Origin of the sequence: Pseudomonas sp. Xaverov 83 (assembly GCF_019352905.1) — a bacterium.
Taxonomy (GTDB): domain Bacteria; phylum Pseudomonadota; class Gammaproteobacteria; order Pseudomonadales; family Pseudomonadaceae; genus Aquipseudomonas; species Aquipseudomonas yamanorum.
Map to the genome: position 1 here is coordinate 13205 of NZ_JAAAFU010000004.1, position 21141 is coordinate 34345.

The following is a 21141-nucleotide window of genomic DNA, read 5'->3' on the forward strand; positions in this document are numbered from 1 at the left end:
ATTGTAACGCAAACCCTAGCATGACGCTCGGACTCCCCGACAGACAATCCTTACGCCGCCTCGACCTGCACCGGCACGCCGTTCAACGCCGCATTGCCCGACAGCTCATCCAATTGCCGCTCATCCGTCAGGTCATTCGCACTCGCTCCCGGCTGCCCACTGGCGATGGTCATCTGCACGCCCGGACGGCCATGGCCCCAGCCGTGGGGCAGGCTGACCACGCCGGGCATCATGTCGAGGCTGGCCAATACCTCGACTTCGATCATGCCGATCCGAGAACTGACCCGCACACGTTGCCCGTCGCTCAACTTGCGATGGGCCAGGTCATCGGGATGCATCAGCAACTGGTGACGGGGCTTGCCCTTCACCAACCGATGGTAGTTATGCATCCACGAGTTGTTGCTGCGCACATGGCGACGGCCGATCAGCAACAATTCATTCAGCCCAGGCACTGGTTGTGCGGCAAAGCGCGCCAAGTCTGCGAGGATCACCGGCGGCGCAGCCTGCAAATGGCCGTTGGCGGTTTTCATGCGCCCTGCCAGGTTGGGCTTCAGCGGCCCAAGGTCTAGACCGTGGGGATAATCAGCCAGCGCGGCAATAGACAAGGTATCGCCATAAGGTCCGGCGCGCAGCCCGAAATCGATCATCTGCGCCGGTGGCATGGTCGGTTTGAGCGTATTACCCGTCTTCGCGGCAAACGCCTGGGCCAGGCCGACGAAGATTTCCCAGTCATGCAATGCTCCGTCAGGCTTTGGCAGGATGGCGCGATTGAAGCGGGTGACGTTGCGCACCGCGAACATATTGAAGGTGGTGTCGTAGTGATCGTTTTCCAGTGCCGAGGTAGACGGCAGGATCAGGTCGGCATAGCGCGTGGTTTCGTTGATATACAGGTCGATGCTGACCATGAACTCCAGGCCATCCAGCGCCTGTTCCAACTGCCGGCCGTTAGGCGTGGAGAGCACCGGATTGCCTGCCACCGTCACCAGCGCACGGATTTGTCCTTCGCCCTCGGTGAGCATTTCTTCGGCCAGTGCCGACACCGGCAGCTCGCCACCGTACTCCGGTCGCCCGGAAACCCGGCTTTGCCAACGATTGAAGTGCCCGCCGGAGGTGGAAGCCACCAGGTCGACTGCCGGCGTGGTGCACAAGGCGCCGCCCACTCGGTCCAGATTGCCCGTCACCAGGTTGATCAACTGCACCAGCCAATGGCACAGCGTGCCGAACGCCTGGGTCGACACGCCCATGCGGCCATAACACACCGCTGTGTCGGCCGCCGCGAAGTCCCGCGCCAACTGGCGGATCTGCTCGGCGGGCACCGCGCATTGACGACTCATCGCTTCGGCGGTGAATCCGGCCACGGCCTGGCGCACTTCATCCAGGCCATCGACCGGCAGATGACTGTCACGGATCAGGTTCTCGGCAAACAGCGTATTAAGCAAACCGAACAATAACGCCGCATCGCCGCCCGGGCGCACAAACAGATGTTGGTCGGCAATCGCCGCCGTCTCGCTGCGCCGCGGATCAACCACCACGACTTTGCCGCCCCTGGCCTGGATGGCCTTCAGGCGCTTTTCCACATCCGGCACGGTCATGATGCTGCCGTTGGACGCCAGCGGGTTGCCGCCGAGGATCAGCATGAAGTCGGTATGGTCGATGTCCGGGATCGGCAGCAGCAGACCGTGGCCGTACATCAGGTGACTGGTGAGGTGGTGGGGCAACTGATCCACCGACGTGGCGGAAAAGCGGTTGCGGGTCTTGAGCTGGCCCAGGAAGTAATTGCTGTGAGTCATCAGGCCATAGTTGTGCACGCTCGGATTGCCCTGGTACACCGCCACCGCATTCTGCCCGTGGCGTGCCTGGATGCCCGACAGGCGTTCGGCTACAAGCGTAAAGGCGTCGTCCCACGGGATTGGCTGCCATTCACTGCCCACCCGCAACATGGGCTGGTGCAGGCGGTCCGGGTCGTTCTGGATGTCCTGCAGGGCCACGGCCTTGGGGCAGATATGGCCACGGCTGAACGTGTCCAGCGGGTCGCCCTTGATCGAAGTGATCGCCAGGCTCCCGTCTTCACCCTGGGTAGTTTCCAGTGTCAGGCCGCAGATGGCTTCGCACAGATGGCAGGCACGGTGGTGGAGAGTCTTGGTCATGGCCAGTCTCTTTATTGTGGGCTGAGCGCTTCGGACGAAAACTATGGCCCGCCGCCGGCAGCAGCGCCAGCAACGTTCGTCGTGTGAATCCAACGGCATCAGGCCAGGCCATGAGGAAACATCATGAAATGTTTCAGCGCCCTCCGACAGCCCTCTGAAACCGACGCGCCCCGGCCTGCGCACGCCTTCTCGCATTGCAATGTGGCGCAGCGCCAGTGTACAAATGACCCGCTGCTGTCAGGAAACAGGCTTCAAAAGCGCCCTCCCCGCGTCCTTGAACTCCCCTAAAAACTGTAGCCCTATTGGTAAGACGCGACATTTAATTATAAGATCGCGCCTTCCCCTATTTCGTCGCCCCGTGCGGCTTTCGCCGCAGGTCTCGCCCGTTTTCAAAATAAACAAGGCTTTGAGTATCTGCGGTCTGTTGCAAAAAGGTAGTTAATGATGAGCGCAAGGCACTTTCTCTCCCTGATGGATTGCACGCCCGAAGAGCTGGTCAGCGTGCTCCGTCGAGGCATTGAGCTTAAAGACCTGCGTAACCGCGGCGTACTGTTCGAGCCTTTGAAAAACCGCGTGCTTGGGATGATTTTCGAGAAGTCGTCCACCCGCACCCGTGTGTCTTTCGAAGCCGGCATGATTCAGCTCGGCGGCCAGGCTATCTTCCTGTCACCTCGTGATACCCAACTGGGCCGTGGCGAACCGATCAGCGACTGCGCGATCGTGATGTCGAGCATGCTGGATGCAGTGATGATCCGTACCTTCGCCCACAGCACCCTGACCGAATTTGCCGCCAACTCCCGTGTGCCCGTGATCAACGGCCTGTCCGATGACCTGCACCCGTGCCAGTTGCTGGCCGACATGCAAACCTTCCTCGAACAGCGCGGTTCGATCCAGGGCAAGACCGTGGCCTGGATCGGCGACGGCAACAATATGTGCAATAGCTATATAGAAGCGGCGATCCAGTTCGACTTCCAATTGCGCGTTGCCTGCCCTGAAGGCTATGAGCCGGACGCAAAATTCCTGGCCCAGGCCGGCGACCGCGTGACCATCGTTCGCGACCCGCGTGAGGCCGTCATCGGCGCGCACCTGGTGAGCACCGACGTCTGGACCTCCATGGGCCAGGAAGAAGAAACCGCCAAGCGCCTCAAGCTGTTCGCACCGTTCCAGGTCAACCGCGCCCTGCTCGACCTGGCCGCACCGGACGTGCTGTTCATGCACTGCCTACCAGCCCACCGTGGCGAGGAAATCAGCCTCGACCTGCTGGACGACCAACGTTCGGTGGCCTGGGCTCAGGCAGAAAACCGCCTGCACGCGCAAAAAGCGCTGCTGGAGTTTTTGGTTGCGCCGGCGTACCGCCCTGCATGAGCCAGCCTTTACTGCTGAACCTACGCAATCTGGCATGCGGTTATCAGGACCAACGGGTGGTGCAGAACCTTAACCTGCACCTCAACGCCGGGGACATCGGTTGCTTGCTGGGCTCCTCGGGTTGCGGCAAGACCACCACCCTGCGAGCGATTGCCGGCTTTGAGCCGGTACACGAAGGTGAGATCAGCCTGGCGGGCGAAGTCATCTCCAGCGCCGGTTTCACACTGGCCCCGGAGAAACGTCGGATCGGCATGGTGTTCCAGGACTACGCGCTGTTTCCACACCTCAGCGTGGCCGACAACATCGCCTTCGGCATTCGCAAGCACCCGCAAAAAGAGCGGGTGGTCGCCGAATTGCTGGAGCTGGTGAACCTGAAGAACCTCGGCAAGCGCTTCCCCCATGAGCTTTCCGGCGGCCAGCAACAGCGCGTCGCCCTGGCCCGCGCCTTGGCGCCGGAACCCCAGCTGCTGCTGTTGGACGAACCCTTCTCCAACCTCGATGGCGAACTGCGGCGCAAGCTCAGCCATGAGGTGCGCGACATCCTCAAGGCCCGGGGCACTAGTGCAATTCTCGTGACCCACGACCAGGAAGAAGCCTTCGCGGTGAGTGACCATGTCGGCGTGTTCAAGGAAGGTCGCCTGGAGCAGTGGGATACGCCCTACAACCTGTACCACGAACCGCTGACACCCTTTGTCGCCAGCTTTATTGGCCAGGGTTACTTCATTCGCGGGCAGTTGAACACGCCGGAATCGGTCACCACCGAACTGGGCGAGTTGCGCGGCAATCGTGCCTACACCTGGCCCACCGGCGGCGCGGTGGATGTGTTGTTGCGCCCGGACGACATTGTTTATGCCCCGGACAGCGCCTTGAAAGCGCGGATTGTCGGTAAGACGTTCCTCGGGGCATCGACCCTGTATCGCTTGCAGCTGCCTACCGGTGCGCAGCTGGAATCGATCTTCCCCAGCCACGCCGATCACTTGGTCGGTGCCGATGTGGGCATTCGCGTGGCAGCCGAACACCTGGTGTTGTTCCAGGCCTCAGGCAGCACAGCGGCGCACATTCCCCACGTAGAGTCAGGCGTTCGCCGCTACAGCACCGCCACCTGACCTCAGCGCATCACACCCGGCCAATTTCCGCGAACTTGGCCTGGGTGTGCTCGGCCAGCACCGCTGCTGCCAACTCCACCTCAAGCCCCCTTCTTCCCGCACTGATAAAAATTGTCGGAAACGACTGCGCCGTCACATCGACAAAGGTGCGCAGGCGTTTCTTCTGCCCCAGCGGGCTGATGCCACCCAGCAAGTAACCGGTGGCCCGTTGCGCCGCAGCCGGGTCCGCCATCTCGACCTTTTTCACCCCCGCCGCCTGCGCCAACGCTTTTAAATCCAAACTTCCGACGACCGGCACAACGGCCACCAGCAGTTCAGATTTTTCACTGCTGGCCAGCAAGGTCTTGAACACCTGCGCGGGATCAAGCCCCAACTTTTCCGCGGCCTCCAGACCATAAGAGGCTGCCTTGGGGTCATGTTCGTAACTGTGGATTCGATGTTCGGCACGAACTTTTTTCAACAGGTCCAATGCGGGCGTCATGAGGGCTCCAGGCTTGGCAAAACGGTGAAAAAACAGACGGCCAATTCTAGGCCAACAGAAGGTAAAAGGCTCTAGTCCGAAGCCCTCTGCCACGAGCCCGCGCGCTCCTTTCCTTCAACTCCCCGCGCCCACGACGCGATCATTCACCACACCAATAATTACAAAATGACCGATCGTTCACTTTCGACCTTTGACAGCCGTCATTCTTGTCTATATTTTTTCGTTTACGAATACTGTAGGAATACACCTACGGATTCACAGCAGTAAGCCGCGAAGAGGATGGGGATCCTCGCCACGGTGAAAATCGCAGCTTGCCCGTTGCGGCAAAACGCCAGACAACAACAAAAACAGAGGTTTTCCATGACAACTGCTCTTCAACAGCCTTCACTCTCAAGTCAATGCATGGCCGAATTCCTGGGCACTGCGTTGCTGATCTTCTTCGGTACCGGATGTGTTGCTGCGCTCAAGGTCGCGGGCGCCAGCTTTGGCTTGTGGGAAATCAGTATCATCTGGGGGATCGGCGTCAGCATGGCGATCTACCTGAGCGCCGGTATTTCCGGGGCGCACCTCAATCCCGCCGTCAGTATCGCCCTGTGCATTTTTGCCGATTTCGAAAAGCGCAAACTGCCGTTCTACATCATCGCTCAGGTCGCCGGCGCCTTCTGCTCGGCAGCGTTGGTTTACACGCTCTACAGCAACCTGTTTTTCGATTACGAACAAACCCACCACATGATTCGCGGCACCCAGGCCAGCCTGGAATTGGCCTCAGTGTTCTCCACCTATCCGCATCCGCTGCTGGGCACGGCCCAGGCGTTCCTGGTGGAAATGGTCATTACCGCGATCCTGATGGGCGTGATCATGGCCCTGACCGACGACAACAACGGCCTGCCCCGTGGCCCGTTGGCACCGCTGCTGATTGGTTTGCTGATCGCCGTGATCGGCAGTGCCATGGGCCCGCTGACCGGCTTTGCGATGAACCCGGCCCGTGACTTCGGGCCAAAGCTGATGACCTTTTTCGCCGGTTGGGGTGAAATGGCCTTCACCGGTGGGCGCGACATTCCTTATTTCCTGATTCCGATCTTTGCACCGATTGTCGGTGCCTGCCTCGGTGCTGCCGCGTATCGCGGGCTGATTGCCCGTCACCTGCCCAGCAGCGCACCTGCTACAACTGATGCAACCGAAGCGGCCGCCAGCGGCAAAACCCGTACTTCCTGATGCGATAGCCTGGGCAGTACTGCCCCTTTGCGGCCCAGGCTGTTTACTGACTCCCCTATTCTCCGTCCAAGGCAATCGACATGACCGACATTCAGAATAAGAACTACATCATTGCCCTCGATCAGGGCACCACCAGTTCCCGGGCGATCATCTTTGATCGTGACGCCAACGTGGTCTGCACCGCCCAGCGTGAATTCACCCAGCATTACCCGCAAGCCGGCTGGGTCGAACATGACCCGATGGAAATTTTCGCCACCCAGAGTGCGGTGATGGTCGAGGCCCTGGCACAAGCCGGCCTGCACCATGACCAGGTCGCGGCCATCGGTATCACCAACCAGCGTGAAACGACCGTGGTCTGGGACAAAATCACCGGCCGCCCGATCTACAACGCGATCGTCTGGCAATGCCGCCGCAGCACCGAGATCTGCCAGCAGCTCAAGCGCGACGGCCATGAGCAATACATCAATGACACCACTGGCCTGGTCACCGACCCGTACTTCTCCGGCACCAAGCTCAAGTGGATCCTCGACAACGTCGAAGGCAGCCGCGAACGTGCGCGTAACGGCGAGCTGCTGTTCGGCACCATCGACAGCTGGCTGATCTGGAAATTTACCGGCGGCAAAACCCACGTCACCGACTACACCAACGCCTCGCGCACCATGCTCTTCAACATCCACACCCTCGAGTGGGATTCGAAGATGCTGGAGATTCTCGACGTGCCGCGCGAAATGCTGCCGGAAGTGAAGTCCTCCTCGGAAATCTACGGCCGCACCAAAAGCGGCATCGCCATCGGCGGTATCGCCGGTGACCAGCAGGCGGCGCTGTTCGGCCAAATGTGCGTAGAACCGGGCCAGGCGAAAAACACCTACGGCACCGGCTGCTTCCTGCTGATGAACACTGGCGACAAGGCCGTGAAATCCAAGCACGGCATGCTCACCACCATCGCTTGCGGCCCCCGTGGCGAAGTGGCCTACGCCCTGGAGGGCGCCGTATTCAACGGCGGTTCCACCGTGCAGTGGCTGCGTGACGAGCTGAAAATCATCGCCGATGCCACCGATACCGAATACTTCGCCGGCAAGGTCAAGGACAGCAACGGCGTGTACCTGGTACCGGCCTTCACCGGCCTGGGCGCGCCCTACTGGGACCCGTATGCCCGTGGCGCGCTGTTCGGCCTGACCCGTGGCGTACGTGTGGATCACATCATCCGTGCCGCTCTGGAGTCGATTGCCTATCAAACCCGCGACGTACTCGACGCGATGCAGCAGGATTCCGGCGAACGCCTCAAATCCCTGCGGGTAGACGGTGGCGCAGTCGCCAACAACTTCCTGATGCAGTTCCAGGCCGACATCCTCGGCACCCAGGTTGAGCGCCCGCAAATGCGCGAAACCACCGCATTGGGCGCCGCCTACCTGGCTGGCCTGGCGTGCGGCTTCTGGGGCAGCCTGGACGAATTGCGTGGCAAGGCCGTGATCGAGCGCCAATTCGAACCACAACTGGAAGAAGCGGCGAAGGAAAAACTCTACGCCGGCTGGCAGAAAGCGGTCAGCCGCACCCGCGACTGGGAACCCCACGAAGGCGCTGAATAAGCCAAGCGCTGGACCCACATAGGGTTGTAACTGGCAGGGAGCAGATTCCTGCGTCATCATGGGCCACTTTTTACGGCAGCCCAAAGGACGCACCATGAATCTGCCTCCCCGCCAGCAACAAATCCTCGAACTGGTTCGCGAACGCGGCTATGTGAGTATCGAGGAAATGGCGCAGCTCTTTGTTGTCACCCCGCAAACCATCCGCCGCGATATCAATCAACTGGCGGAAGCCAATCTGTTGCGCCGCTACCACGGCGGCGCAGCCTATGACTCCAGCGTTGAAAACACCGCATACGCCATGCGGGCCGACCAGATGCGCGACGAGAAACAGCGCATCGGCGAAGCCATCGCCGCGCAAATCCCCGATCACGCCTCGCTGTTCATCAACATCGGTACCACCACCGAATCGATTGCCCGGGCGCTGCTTAACCACAGCCACCTGAAAATCATCACCAATAACCTCAACGTCGCCATGATGCTGAGTGCCAAAGACGACTTCGACGTACTCCTGACCGGCGGCAACGTGCGCCGTGACGGCGGCGTGGTAGGCCAGGCCAGCGTCGACTTTATCAACCAGTTCAAGGTCGATTTTGCCTTGGTGGGCATCAGCGGTATCGATGAAGACGGCAGCCTGTTGGACTTCGATTACCAGGAAGTACGGGTTTCCCAGGCGATCATTGCCAATGCGCGCAAGGTGATCCTGGCGGCGGACTCCAGCAAATTCGGGCGCAACGCCATGATTCGCCTGGGACCCATCAGTTTGATTGATTGTTTAGTCACCGATCAGCAGCCGGTCCCGGCACTGGTGCAGTTGCTGAATCAGCACAAGATTCGGCTGGAAGTGGTGTAAGTCTATACAGGGGGTGTCCTGCCCCCTGATGTTCACAAATTTTCCTTTCTTCGCCCTTCGATCAGTATTTTCAATCGAAGCAGGCTGGCTGTGCCTGCGTTTATAAGCTACCATTTTCGCAAATGAACATTTATGTTCGAATTCCAATACGAAAAAGATTGCGAGGCCAGCCGATGAACCCTTCTACCTTGCCTGCCACACCGCTTGCCGAAGTCTATGACGTCGCCGTTATCGGTGGCGGGATCAATGGCGTCGGCATTGCAGCAGACGCAGCCGGTCGCGGTTTGTCGGTATTCCTTTGCGAAAAGGACGACCTGGCCAGCCACACCTCCTCCGCCAGCAGCAAGCTGATCCACGGTGGCCTGCGTTATTTGGAGCATTACGAATTCCGCCTGGTGCGCGAAGCCCTGGCTGAACGTGAGGTGCTGTTGGCCAAGGCCCCGCACATCGTCAAGCAGATGCGCTTTGTATTGCCACACCGCCCGCACCTGCGCCCAGCGTGGATGATTCGCGCCGGCCTCTTCCTGTATGACCACCTGGGCAAGCGGGAAAAACTCGAAGGTTCCAAGAGCCTCAAGTTCGGTCCCGACAGCCCGCTGAAAAGCGAAATCACCAAAGGCTTCGAATACTCCGATTGCTGGGTCGACGATGCCCGCCTCGTAGTACTCAACGCCATGGCCGCGCGGGAAAAGGGTGCGCATATCCACACCCAGACCCGTTGCGTCAGCGCGCACCGCAGCAAAGGCCTGTGGGAAATGAACATGGAACGCGCCGACGGCAGCCTGTTCTCGATCCGCGCCCGGGCACTGGTGAACGCAGCCGGCCCATGGGTCGCCAAGTTCATCAAGGATGACTTGAAGCTGGATTCGCCTTACGGCATCCGCCTGATCCAGGGCAGCCACCTGATCGTGCCGAAGCTGTATGAAGGCGCCCACGCGCACATCCTGCAGAACGAAGACCAGCGCATCGTCTTCACCATTCCATACCTGAATCACCTGACCATCATCGGCACCACCGACCGCGAATACACCGGCGACCCGGCGAAAGTGGCGATTACTGAAGGTGAGACCGACTACATGCTCAATGTGGTCAATGCGCATTTCAAGAAGCAGCTGAGCCGCGATGACATCGTGCACACCTATTCCGGCGTGCGCCCGCTGTGCAACGACGAATCCGACAACCCGTCGGCCGTGACCCGCGACTACACCCTGGCGCTGTCGGGCACCTCGGGCGAGGCGCCGTTGCTGTCGGTGTTTGGCGGCAAGCTGACCACCTACCGCAAGCTGGCTGAGTCGGCGATGGCGCAGTTGGCACCGTACTTCACGCAGATGCGCCCAGGCTGGACGGCTGCGGCCACCCTGCCCGGCGGCGAAAACATGAGCACGCCAGAAGCTCTGGCCGATGCGATTCGCAGCAAGTACGACTGGGTGCCAAGCGAGATTGCCCGCCGTTGGTCCACCACTTACGGCAGCCGCACCTGGCGTCTGCTGGAAGGCGTGCAGTCGCTGGCAGACATGGGCGACCACCTCGGTGGCGGCCTGTACACCCGCGAAGTCGACTACCTGTGCGCTGAAGAATGGGCCACGCAGCCCCAGGACATCCTGTGGCGCCGCAGCAAGCTGGGCCTGTTCACCACGCCGGAAGAACAGGAAAACGTACAACGCTACCTGTCCAAGGTTGAGCACAATCGCGGCAAAATCGAAGCCGCTTGATCGACCCGCTGTAAAATAGCCCCTGCACCGAAAGGTCCAGGGGCTTTTTCATGCCTGGAGATGGCGCTGATAACGCAGGCCCATTTCACGAATACCGGAGAAGGCGGAGCTCACCAGCACCGGATAAGCCGCCTGCAGAAAGCCCGGTGTAGCCGTCGCAAGTGCCCGCTCCAGCCATAGGCAGGCCTGCTTCTCGTCGCCATCTTCCGCCAGCTCCGCGGCGTGGTTGTATTGCCCACGAAAATCCCCGGCCTCGGCGGAACGCTGATACCACTGCCGCGCCAGTTGAATATCCTTGGGCACCACGACGCCTTCATGGTGGAACCGCCCCACCAGGTTCATCGACTTGGCATGCCCCTTGGCCGCCGCCTGGCGAAACAGCTCATACGCCGCGACAAGGTCCTGCTCTACACCCCGACCGCGGGTCAGCAACTGGCCGTAGTTATACAAGCCCCAATCCAGCCCCAGATCGGCAGCCTTGCGGTAATGCTGCGCGGCATCGACCCAGTCAATTTCGCACCCCCAGCCATTCTCCAGGCAGCGCCCGATCATGTTGATCGCCATGGGGTGGCGCTGCCGTGCGGCAATGCGAAACCAGCTCAGAGCCAGCGCCTCATCCTTCTGCACACCCCGGCCGTCAAGCAGCAGCTGGGCCAGGGTCGCCTGTGCATCGGCGTCACCCAGTTGCGCGGCATGCATCACCCACCGCACATAGGCGCGCGGATTTTCACCGATGTCGGACGGCTCGCTGCCTGGCTGCGCAATCTGCATTACTGCCCCGAGTAGCGATCAAGGACCGCAAAAAGTTTCATGATTTATTTGGTTACAAAGTATTACATTTGAGATCACTTATCAATTACGATCGCATCTCACTAACACCAACAAGAGATAACTCAATGACTACCGGGATCAGTTCTGCCCCCCTTTCATCGCGGCATTTGCTCGCGTCGGCAGTGGGTTTGGCAGTGGCTGCGCAAGGAGGATTCAGTTATGCGGCGGAGACCGCACCAGATGACAACACAGGCGTCATTCAGCTCGGCGCGACCAGCATCGAAGGTCAGGCCCCAAGCCAGAGCGTCTACAACCCTGTGGCTCCTTCATCCCCCAAGTACACCGAGGCCCTGCGCGACACGCCGCAGACCATCACGGTGGTGCCCAAGGAAGTCATTCATGACCAGAACCTGCTGACCCTGCGCGACGTGCTCAGCACCGTGCCGGGCATCACGTTCGGGGCCGGCGAAGGGGGCAGCGGGTATGGCGACAGCATCAACCTGCGCGGCTTCTCCGCCAGCGGCGACATCTACGTGGACGGCGTACGTGACAGCGCGCAATACAGCCGCACCGACCCGTTCAACCTGGAACAGGTCGAAGTCGTCAGCGGGGCGAGCTCGGTGTACTCCGGTTCCGGTGCGGTCGGTGGCACCATCAACCTCGTGAGCAAGCAGCCAGAATTGCGCGACAAGACCACCATCAGCGCAGGCATTGGCACCGATAATTACAAACGCACCACTCTGGACACCAACCAGACGCTCAACGACACCACGGCGTTCCGCCTGAACCTGATGGCCCACGGTAACGATGTACCGGGGCGCGACTATGAAGATTACGAACGCTGGGGCATCGCGCCGTCTATCGCCTTTGGCATGGGCACGCCAACTCGCGTCACCGTCAGTTTCGAGCACCAGAAAGACAACAACACGCCGCAATACGGAATCCCCATCTACAACGGCAAGCCCATGCCGGGGGTGGGTTGGAGCGACTACTACGGCTACCACAACATCAATGACCAACAAATCACCTCGGATTCGTTCAGCCTGAAGCTCGAACACGACTTCAACGATGCAGTGTCCGTGCGCAACTTCACCCGCGTCGAGCGGATACGCCAGGACCTGCGCGCCTCAGGCCCCGAAGGTGCATTGACCGGCTGTCTGGCCAGCGGCACCCAGATCACCGGCGCCCCTTGCGCCGCGGGCCTGCAGCCGGGCTACTTCCAGCCAAGCGGCGGCTCACTGGGTAACGAGCGCAACACCCAGAACAAGATGTTCACCAACCAGACCGACGTCACCAGCCACTTCAGCACCGGTTTCATCGACCACACGCTGGTGACCGGTATCGCTATCAGCCGCGAAGAATACGAGGCGGATACCGGTAAATGGCTGACCAACGCCAACGGCAGCACCATCGTCCCACCACCGGTCAGCTACAGCGACCCGAACTCCGAATGGTCCGGCCCCGTCAACTTCACCCGGGCCGCCCACATTGACGGCGTGCTGAACAATCGCGCCGCCTATGCCTTCGACACGCTCAAGCTCAACCCGCAGTGGGAAATCAACGGCGGCCTGCGTTACGAGCACAACGCCGGCAGCTCGGTGACCAATGCCTATTCCAGCACTGGCGTGGAAACACCCGGTACTCGCTACGGCCAGGCCGATGACCTGACCTCCTACCGCCTGGCGCTGGTCTACAAACCGGTGGAAAACGGCAGCTTCTATATTGCCTACGGCAACAGCAAGACCCCGTCCCAAGCCAGCGTCAACGGGGGTTGCTACACCCCGGCCAAAAGCTCAGGCATCGCCACCAACAACTGCGACGTCGACCCGGAAACCGCCGTCAGCTATGAGATCGGCACCAAATGGGACCTGCTCGACAACGCCCTGTCGCTGACCGGCGCAATCTTCCGCAATGACCGCACCAACTACAAAGTCGCCGATAACGACCCGAGCAACCTCAGTGGCACGCAAACCCTCGACGGCAAGGCACGCGCCGATGGTGTGGCGCTGGGCCTGAGCGGCCAGCTTACTGACCGCTGGAAGGTCTTCGCCAACTACACCTACCTGAACACCCGCGTGCTGCGCAGCGCCAGCGATTACACCCTGGCGACCACCGGCCTCGACGTGCAGAAAGGTGAGCCGCTGACCTTCACCCCCAAACATGCGGCCAGCCTCTGGACGGTGTACGACCTGCCTTACGACTTCCAGGTGGGCTACGGCATCACGGCGCAAACCAAGCAGTACCTGGTCAGCGCCGCCGGGGCACCGACTTCGCCCGGCTATGCGGTGCAACGTGCGATGCTCGGCTACAAGGTCAACAAACAGCTGAACCTGCAGTTGAACGTCAACAACCTGTTCGACAAGGAGTATCTGACCCGCATCCGTAACAACGGTTGGGCGGTGCCCGGCGATGGCCGCGCCGCGGTTGTCTCGGCGGACTATACGTTCTGACAGAGCCACACCAAAAAGCCCCGGGAGCCACACGCCCCGGGGCTTTTTCATGGGCGATACAGGCTCGGCCTGCCATTCGGTTTTCCGAACACCGCACCCCGACTGATTCGGTTTGCCGGACCAGAGCGGGGTAAAAATCCCGTCACACAAAGTTAATCTCCATATAAATCATACCCTTAACCTTTTATTACTGGTCTGGCACGACTCATGCTCTACACTCGTAGGCGATTGCCTGAGGCGCCTCAGGAGCCGTCATGGGCATTCGCAGAACTGTTTATATAAAAACGTGGCCGTACCAACCGGTCTCATAAAAAAAACAAATGTCGAGGAAGTATTGATGCGCATCGTTCCCCATATCTTGGGCGCAGCTATCGCTGCTGCTCTGATCAGCACTCCAGTTTTCGCCGCCGAGCTCACCGGCACACTGAAGAAAATCAACGACTCCGGCACGATCACTCTCGCTCACCGCGACAGCTCCATTCCGTTTTCCTATATCGCAGATGGTTCGGGCAAACCCGTGGGCTACTCCCACGACATTCAGCTGGCTATTGTTGAAGCCCTGAAAAAAGACCTGAACAAACCCGACCTGAAGACCAAGTACAACCTGGTCACCTCGCAAACCCGTATCCCGCTGATCCAGAACGGCACCGCGGATATCGAGTGCGGCTCCACCACCAACAACGCCGAACGCGCCCAGCAGGTCGACTTCACCGTCAATATCTTCGAAATCGGCACCCGTCTGCTGGTCAAGAAAGACAAGGATGGCAAGCCGTCCTACAGCGATTTCGCTGACCTCAAAGGCAAGAACGTCGTGACCACCGCCGGCACCACGTCCGAGCGCATCATCAAGGCGATGAACGCCGACAAGCAGATGGGCATGAACGTCATCTCCGCCAAGGACCACGGTGAATCCTTCCAGATGCTGGAAAGCGGCCGCGCCGTCGCCTTCATGATGGACGACGCCCTGCTGGCCGGTGAAGAAGCCAAGGCCAAGAAGCCGGACGACTGGGTCATCACCGGTACTCCACAGTCCTTCGAAGCCTACGCGTGCATGGTTCGCAAAGACGACCCAGCCTTCAAGAAGGCCGTGGATGACGCCATCGTCGGCCTGTACAAATCCGGCGAGATCAACAAGATCTACAGCAAGTGGTTCGAGAGCCCGATTCCACCAAAAGGCCTGAACCTCAACTTCCCGATGAGCGACAAGGTGAAGGATCTGATCGCCAACCCAAGCGACAAGCCAGCGCCTGACGTAAAAATCTGATACCTGACTAAGCTTATGTCCTGAGGGAGCCAACCTCCCTCAGGCGTCTGTTACTACCTGCTGGCTTTAATTTTGGAACACTCGACCTGGCGGTTTTCGAGCCGATCGCGTGTGCCTGGCGTTCACCGTCGGGCGGGAAAGGATCTTCCCCAAGCGGGTGCTTGTACATCGATCGATCTCGAGGGGAGACCCTAATGAATTACAACTGGGACTGGGGCGTATTCTTCAAGTCCACCGGCGTTGGCAGCGAGACTTATCTCGACTGGTACATCTCCGGATTGGGCTGGACCATCGCCATCGCCGTCGTGGCATGGATTATCGCCTTGCTGCTGGGCTCCGTACTCGGCGTCATGCGCACCGTGCCAAACCGCATCGTATCGGGCATCGCGACCTGCTACGTGGAACTGTTTCGTAACGTGCCGCTGCTGGTTCAGCTGTTCATCTGGTATTTCCTGATACCCGACATGCTGCCGCAGAACCTGCAAGACTGGTACAAACAAGACCTCAACCCGACCACCTCGGCCTACCTGAGCGTTGTGGTGTGCCTGGGCCTGTTCACCGCCGCCCGTGTGTGCGAGCAAGTGCGCACCGGCATCCAGGCGTTACCACGTGGCCAGGAATCCGCCGCGCGCGCCATGGGCTTCAAGCTGCCGCAGATCTACTGGAACGTGCTGCTGCCCCAGGCCTACCGGATCATCATTCCGCCGCTTACCTCGGAATTCCTCAACGTCTTCAAGAACTCCTCCGTGGCGTCCTTGATCGGCCTGATGGAGTTGCTGGCGCAAACCAAACAGACCGCCGAGTTCTCGGCCAACCTGTTTGAGGCCTTCACCCTGGCCACGCTGATCTACTTCACCCTGAACATGAGCCTGATGCTGCTGATGCGCGTGGTCGAGAAGAAAGTCGCCGTGCCCGGCCTGATCTCCGTGGGGGGTAAATAATGGAATTCGATTTCAGTGGCATCATCCCCGCCATCCCGGGCCTGTGGAACGGCATGGTCATGACCTTGCAGTTGATGGTCATGGGCGTCGTCGGCGGCATCATCCTGGGCACGATCCTCGCGCTGATGCGCCTGTCGTCCAGCAAACTGCTGTCGCGCCTGGCCGGCGCCTACGTGAACTACTTCCGCTCGATCCCGCTGCTGTTGGTGATCACCTGGTTCTACCTGGCGGTACCGTTCGTGCTGCGCTGGATCACCGGCGAAGACACCCCGATCGGTGCGTTCACCTCCTGCGTCGTGGCCTTCATGATGTTCGAGGCGGCATACTTCTGCGAGATCGTGCGGGCCGGCGTGCAGTCGATCCCCAAGGGCCAGATGGCCGCCGCGCAGGCCATGGGCATGACCTACGGCCAGACCATGCGCCTGATCATCCTGCCCCAGGCGTTCCGCAAGATGACCCCGTTGCTGCTGCAACAGTCGATCATCCTGTTCCAGGACACCTCGCTGGTCTACACCGTGGGCCTGGTGGATTTCCTCAACTCCGCCCGCTCCAACGGCGACATCATCGGCCGCTCCAATGAGTTCCTGATCTTCGCCGGTGTCGTCTACTTCATCATCAGCTTTTCCGCCTCGCTGCTGGTCAAGCGTCTGCAAAAAAGGTTTGCCGTATGATCTCTATCAAGAATATCAACAAGTGGTATGGCGACTTCCAGGTGCTGACCGATTGCAGCACCGAGGTTAAAAAAGGCGAAGTGATCGTGGTGTGCGGGCCGTCCGGCTCGGGCAAATCCACCCTGATCAAGTGCGTCAACGCCCTGGAGCCGTTCCAGAAAGGCGATGTGGTGGTTGATGGCACCTCCATCGCCGACCCGAAGACCAACCTGCCGAAACTGCGCTCGCGCGTCGGCATGGTGTTCCAGCACTTCGAGCTGTTTCCGCACCTGACCATCACCGAAAACCTGACCATCGCGCAGATCAAGGTGCTGGGCCGCAGCAAGGAAGAAGCCACCAAGAAGGGCCTGCAACTGCTGGAGCGCGTCGGCCTGTCGGCTCACGCCCACAAGCACCCGGGCCAGCTTTCCGGCGGCCAGCAACAGCGTGTGGCGATTGCCCGTGCGCTGGCGATGGACCCGATCGTCATGCTGTTCGACGAACCGACCTCGGCCCTCGACCCGGAAATGGTCAACGAAGTACTCGACGTGATGGTGCAGCTGGCCCAGGAAGGCATGACCATGATGTGCGTGACCCACGAAATGGGTTTCGCCCGCAAGGTAGCCGACCGGGTGATCTTCATGGACGCCGGCAAGATCATCGAAGACTGCCCGAAAGAGGAATTCTTCGGCGACATCAGCGCCCGCTCCGAGCGTGCGCAGCACTTCCTTGAGAAAATCCTGCAGCACTAAGCACTGCCCTGTTGTGGTGGGTCGGGCAACCCCACTCACCACAACTGGTTGACCCAAGGCATCTGTGATGAAATGCGACCCCAACCTCTTTCGCGCCGCGCCGCCATCACTTGCCGTGAAGCCTCGTCTGATTCGCCAGTTGTTCCTGCCGCCGCTGATTATCGCCCTGATGATCGGACTGGGTTACGTCGGCTTCTGGATCAGTGAGTTCTATGGGATCCGCACCCTCAGCGACACCGGCGAACGCCAGCTGGAATTGCACGCCCGCACCGTCGAGAGCGAACTCAGCAAATACACCTACCTGCCCAGTCTCCTGGAGCTGGAATCCAGCGTCTCCAAGCTGTTGGCGGATCCGAATCAAGAAACCCGCAAAACCGTCAACGACTACCTCGAAGGCCTGAACCGGCGCAGTCGCAGCCGGGCGATTTACGTGATGGATACCACCGGCCGCGTGCTGGCGACCAGTAACTGGCGCGACGCCGACAGTTACCAGGGTGAAGACCTGTCCTTCCGTGCCTATTTCCAGAATGCCGTGCGCGGCCAACCCGGCCGGTTCTACGGTATCGGCAGCACCAACGGCGAACCCGGCTATTACCTGGCCCATGGCCTGGAAGAACACGGCAAGATCATCGGCGTTGCCGTGGTCAAGGTACGCCTGGAAGCGCTCGAAGAGCGCTGGCAGCGGGCGCGCCTGGAGGCCTTCGTCAGTGACGAGAACGGCATCATCATTCTCTCCAGCGATCCGGCCCGTCGCCTCAAGTCCGTGCGACCACTGAGCGATGACACCAAGGACCGCCTCGCCCACAGCCTGCAATATTACTGGGCGACGCTCAACGAGCTGGAACCACTGGCCCGCGAGCGTCTCAATGAAGGCACCGAGAAGTTAACCTTCCCGGCCAACAGCGAAGTGGTGGCCGACGAGCATGAGGTCAGCTACCTGGCACAGACCCGCCCGCTGAACGACACCCCCTGGAATTTCACCCTGCTCACCCCGCTGAACGACCTGCGCCGGGCCGCCATCAACCAGGGAATCCTGGTGGCAGTGGCCTTTGCGCTGGTGGCATTCCTGCTGATTGCCTGGAACGAGCGGCGCAAGGTGATCGCCACCCGCCTCGCCGCCCGGGAAGCCCTGCAGGAAGCCAATAACCAGCTGGAACGACGGATTGCCGAACGCACCACCGACCTGCGGGCCAGCAACGAGCGGCTCAAGAGCCAGATTCGCGAGCGGCGCCAGGCCGAGGAAACCTTGCGCCGCGCCCAGGACGAACTGGTGCAGGCCGGCAAACTCGCGGCCATCGGCCAGATGTCCACCAGCATCGCCCATGAATTGAACCAGCCACTGGCCGCCTTGCGCACCCTGTCGGGTAACACCGTGCGTTTCCTTGAGCGAGGGGCGCTGGACACCGCCAGTGCCAACCTCAAGACCATCAACGAACTGATCGACCGCATGGGCCGCATCACCGCCAGCCTGCGCTCCTTTGCCCGGCGCGGTGATGACCAGGGCGAAGCCAACCTGGGCAAGGCGGTGGACGCTACGTTCCAGATCCTCGGCAGTCGCCTGGAAACCTTGCCACTGACGGTGCACCGCCACTTCACCAGTGCGCAATTGCAGATCGACCAGACGCGTCTGGAGCAGATCCTGGTCAACCTGATCGGCAACGCCCTGGACGCCATGCAGGCGCAACCGGCTCCCGAGCTGTGGCTGGAAGGCGACATCGTCGACGGCAAATACCGCCTGCAGGTGCGCGATAACGGCCACGGTATTGATCCCGAAGCCCGCAAGCATTTGTTCGAACCGTTCTTTACCACCAAACCCGGCGAACAGGGCCTGGGCCTGGGGCTGACGCTGTCGGCCAGCCTCGCGGCCGCCACCGGCGGCAACCTTGCCGTCGAGCATCCGGCCAGCGGTGGTACTGCCTTTGTCCTGAGTTTGCCGCTGGCGAGCCCTCAACAAGTCGAGTCGAAATGAACACAGAAAAAAATACCGACCTGACCGTCCTGATCGTCGAAGACGACCCTCATGTACTGCTCGGCTGCCAGCAAGCCCTGGCCCTGGAAGACATTCCCAGCGTGGGCGTGGCCAGTGCCGAAGAAGCCCTGACCCGTGTTGGCGAAAACTTCGCCGGCATCGTCATCAGCGATATTCGCCTGCCGGGCATTGACGGCCTGGAGCTGCTGACTCGCCTCAAAGCCTTGGATAAAAGCCTGCCGGTGGTGCTGATCACTGGCCACGGCGACATCTCCATGGCCGTGGGCGCGATGCGCAACGGCGCCTATGACTTCATGGAAAAACCCTTCTCGCCCGAGCGTCTGGTGGACGTTGCCCGTCGCGCCCTGGAGCAACGCGGGCTGGCCCGGGAAGTCTGGTCGCTGCGCCGGCAACTGGCCGAGCGCGACTCCCTGGAAGGCCGAATCATCGGCCGCTCCCCGGCCATGCAAAACTTGCGGGAGTTGATCGCCAACGTCGCCGACACCTCGGCCAACGTGCTGATCGAAGGCGAGACCGGCACCGGCAAGGAACTGGTCGCCCGTTGCCTGCATGATTTCAGCCGGCGTCATTCCCATCAGTTCGTTGCCTTGAACTGCGGTGGCCTGCCGGAGAACCTGTTCGAAAGCGAAATCTTCGGCCATGAAGCCAACGCGTTTACCGGCGCCGGCAAGCGCCGCATCGGCAAGATCGAACACGCCCACGAAGGCACGCTGTTCCTCGACGAAGTGGAAAGCATGCCGATGAACCTGCAGATCAAACTGCTGCGGGTATTGCAGGAACGCACCCTGGAACGCCTGGGCTCGAACCAGAGCGTGGCGGTGGATTGCCGGGTGATCGCCGCCACTAAGTCCGACCTCGACGACCTGAGCCGCGCCAACCAATTCCGCAGCGACCTGTACTACCGCCTCAACGTGGTAACCCTGGAACTGCCGCCCCTGCGCGAGCGCCGGGAAGACATCCTGCAATTGTTCGAACACTTCCTGCAGCAGTCGTCCCTGCGTTTCGACCGCACCGCGCCGGACCTCGATAATCAGACCCTGTCCAACCTCATGAGCCACGACTGGCCGGGCAACGTGCGGGAACTGCGCAACGTGGCCGAGCGGTTTGCCCTGGGTTTGCCGGCGTTTAAAAAGAGCGGTGCCAGCAGCGGCAACCACGGTTTGGCCTTTACCGAAGCGGTGGAGGCGTTCGAGCGCAACCTGCTCAATGACGCGTTGCAGCGCAGCGGCGGCAACCTGACCCAAGCCAGCCAGGAGCTGGGGATGGCCAAGACCACGTTGTTCGACAAGGTCAAGAAATACGGGCTGAGCCACTAGGAGCGCATTGTGGATTTATTGCTGAAGGCAGCGTTGGGCGCGGGGGTGGTGTTGATTCTGGCGGCGTTGGCCAAGACCAAGAACTACTACATCGCCGGGTTGGTGCCGCTGTTTCCGACGTTCGCGTTGATTGCGCATTACATTGTTGGCAAGGGTCGGTCGGTGGAGGATTTGAAGACCACCATCGTGTTCGGGATGTGGTCGATTATTCCGTACTTTGTGTACCTGGCGACGTTGTATGTGATGGTTGACCGGATGCGCCTGGAGGCTTCGCTGGCGGTGGCGGCGGTGGCGTGGTTGATGGCGGCTACGGTGTTGGTCAGCGTGTGGGTCCGGGTACACGCCTGACATACACCTATCAAAGATGTGGAGCTGGGTGGGTGTGTATATCCGTTATTTAGGTAACGGCCGCTATTGGTTCCGCTCTTACAGCGGCTCACTTTTGAAGAGCGCAAAAGTAAGCAAAACGCTCTTACCCCACCACTCGGCACCTCGCCTAGGCTCGGTGTGCCCTCACTCCGGCTTTGGACCGTGGGCCGCCGTCA

General features: G+C 60.5%; 17 protein-coding genes. 14 read left to right on the top strand and 3 right to left on the bottom strand.

Translation table 11 applies throughout. The features are described 5' to 3' along the window. Positions 1–50: 50 nt before the first annotated feature. Positions 51–2147 carry a molybdopterin oxidoreductase family protein gene (locus K0H47_RS02240; protein ID WP_219271844.1) on the bottom strand — a complete coding sequence of 699 codons (2097 nt, stop codon included), beginning with the start codon at positions 2145–2147 and terminating at the stop codon, positions 51–53. Between the two features lie 444 nt (positions 2148–2591). On the opposite strand from K0H47_RS02240, the gene argF reads away from it, so the two are divergent. Together argF and K0H47_RS02250 are read left to right on the top strand one after the other, a co-directional pair. Beyond that, complete coding sequence (gene argF / locus K0H47_RS02245) at positions 2592–3512, top strand: ornithine carbamoyltransferase (RefSeq protein WP_063027432.1); 921 nt, start codon at positions 2592–2594, stop codon at positions 3510–3512. Beyond that, positions 3509–4618: an ABC transporter ATP-binding protein gene (locus tag K0H47_RS02250; protein ID WP_063027430.1), complete on the top strand. Its 1110-nt coding sequence runs from the start codon at positions 3509–3511 to the stop codon at positions 4616–4618. The genes argF and K0H47_RS02250 overlap by 4 nt, the downstream gene beginning before the upstream one ends. A gap of 10 nt (positions 4619–4628) precedes the next feature. Here the strand turns inward: K0H47_RS02250 and ybaK are convergent, their stop codons facing one another. Further along, the gene (ybaK, locus tag K0H47_RS02255; RefSeq protein ID WP_063027428.1) at positions 4629–5099 is read right to left on the bottom strand and encodes a Cys-tRNA(Pro) deacylase; all 471 of its coding nucleotides are present in this window, start codon (positions 5097–5099) and stop codon (positions 4629–4631) included. A 360-nt stretch (positions 5100–5459) separates the two neighbouring features. On the opposite strand from ybaK, the gene K0H47_RS02260 reads away from it, so the two are divergent. From K0H47_RS02260 to glpD, 4 genes are all read left to right on the top strand, one after another. Continuing rightward, positions 5460–6314: an MIP/aquaporin family protein gene (locus K0H47_RS02260; RefSeq protein WP_218263138.1), complete on the top strand. Its 855-nt coding sequence runs from the start codon at positions 5460–5462 to the stop codon at positions 6312–6314. Positions 6315–6394: 80 nt separating this feature from the next. Then, positions 6395–7900, top strand: a complete 1506-nt coding sequence (gene glpK / locus K0H47_RS02265) for a glycerol kinase GlpK (protein ID WP_063027424.1) — start codon at positions 6395–6397, stop codon at positions 7898–7900. 94 nt (positions 7901–7994) lie between these two features. Beyond that, positions 7995–8750 carry a DeoR/GlpR family transcriptional regulator gene (locus tag K0H47_RS02270; RefSeq protein ID WP_003208723.1) on the top strand — a complete coding sequence of 252 codons (756 nt, stop codon included), beginning with the start codon at positions 7995–7997 and terminating at the stop codon, positions 8748–8750. A 173-nt stretch (positions 8751–8923) separates the two neighbouring features. Beyond that, positions 8924–10462 (top strand): glycerol-3-phosphate dehydrogenase, encoded by a 1539-nt coding sequence (gene glpD, locus K0H47_RS02275; RefSeq protein WP_093205496.1) that lies wholly within the window; start codon positions 8924–8926, stop codon positions 10460–10462. 48 nt (positions 10463–10510) lie between these two features. Here glpD and K0H47_RS02280 read toward each other — a convergent pair whose 3' ends face one another. Next, a complete protein-coding gene (locus K0H47_RS02280; protein ID WP_093205493.1) occupies positions 10511–11233 on the bottom strand; it encodes a tetratricopeptide repeat protein in 723 nt (240 codons plus the stop codon). A gap of 125 nt (positions 11234–11358) precedes the next feature. Between K0H47_RS02280 and K0H47_RS02285 the strand changes: the two genes are divergently transcribed. The 8 genes from K0H47_RS02285 (at position 11359) to K0H47_RS02320 (ending at position 20944) form a co-directional block, all read left to right on the top strand. Continuing rightward, positions 11359–13683: a TonB-dependent siderophore receptor gene (locus tag K0H47_RS02285; RefSeq protein ID WP_219271845.1), complete on the top strand. Its 2325-nt coding sequence runs from the start codon at positions 11359–11361 to the stop codon at positions 13681–13683. 337 nt (positions 13684–14020) lie between these two features. Then, positions 14021–14947 (top strand): glutamate/aspartate ABC transporter substrate-binding protein, encoded by a 927-nt coding sequence (locus K0H47_RS02290; RefSeq protein WP_063027416.1) that lies wholly within the window; start codon positions 14021–14023, stop codon positions 14945–14947. A gap of 194 nt (positions 14948–15141) precedes the next feature. After that, entirely contained in the window at positions 15142–15888 is a 747-nt protein-coding gene (locus K0H47_RS02295; RefSeq protein ID WP_017480112.1) for an amino acid ABC transporter permease, read from the top strand. After that, positions 15888–16559: an ABC transporter permease subunit gene (locus K0H47_RS02300; protein ID WP_043048812.1), complete on the top strand. Its 672-nt coding sequence runs from the start codon at positions 15888–15890 to the stop codon at positions 16557–16559. The genes K0H47_RS02295 and K0H47_RS02300 overlap by 1 nt, the downstream gene beginning before the upstream one ends. Next, positions 16556–17290 carry an amino acid ABC transporter ATP-binding protein gene (locus tag K0H47_RS02305; RefSeq protein ID WP_003208734.1) on the top strand — a complete coding sequence of 245 codons (735 nt, stop codon included), beginning with the start codon at positions 16556–16558 and terminating at the stop codon, positions 17288–17290. The genes K0H47_RS02300 and K0H47_RS02305 overlap by 4 nt, the downstream gene beginning before the upstream one ends. Positions 17291–17357: 67 nt before the next feature. After that, positions 17358–19259 carry a sensor histidine kinase gene (locus K0H47_RS02310; protein WP_063027412.1) on the top strand — a complete coding sequence of 634 codons (1902 nt, stop codon included), beginning with the start codon at positions 17358–17360 and terminating at the stop codon, positions 19257–19259. Further along, positions 19256–20596 carry a sigma-54 dependent transcriptional regulator gene (locus K0H47_RS02315; protein WP_063027410.1) on the top strand — a complete coding sequence of 447 codons (1341 nt, stop codon included), beginning with the start codon at positions 19256–19258 and terminating at the stop codon, positions 20594–20596. Before K0H47_RS02310 ends, K0H47_RS02315 begins: the two co-directional genes overlap by 4 nt. A gap of 18 nt (positions 20597–20614) precedes the next feature. Beyond that, complete coding sequence (locus K0H47_RS02320; RefSeq protein ID WP_167410176.1) at positions 20615–20944, top strand: GlpM family protein; 330 nt, start codon at positions 20615–20617, stop codon at positions 20942–20944. Positions 20945–21141 lie beyond the last annotated feature (197 nt).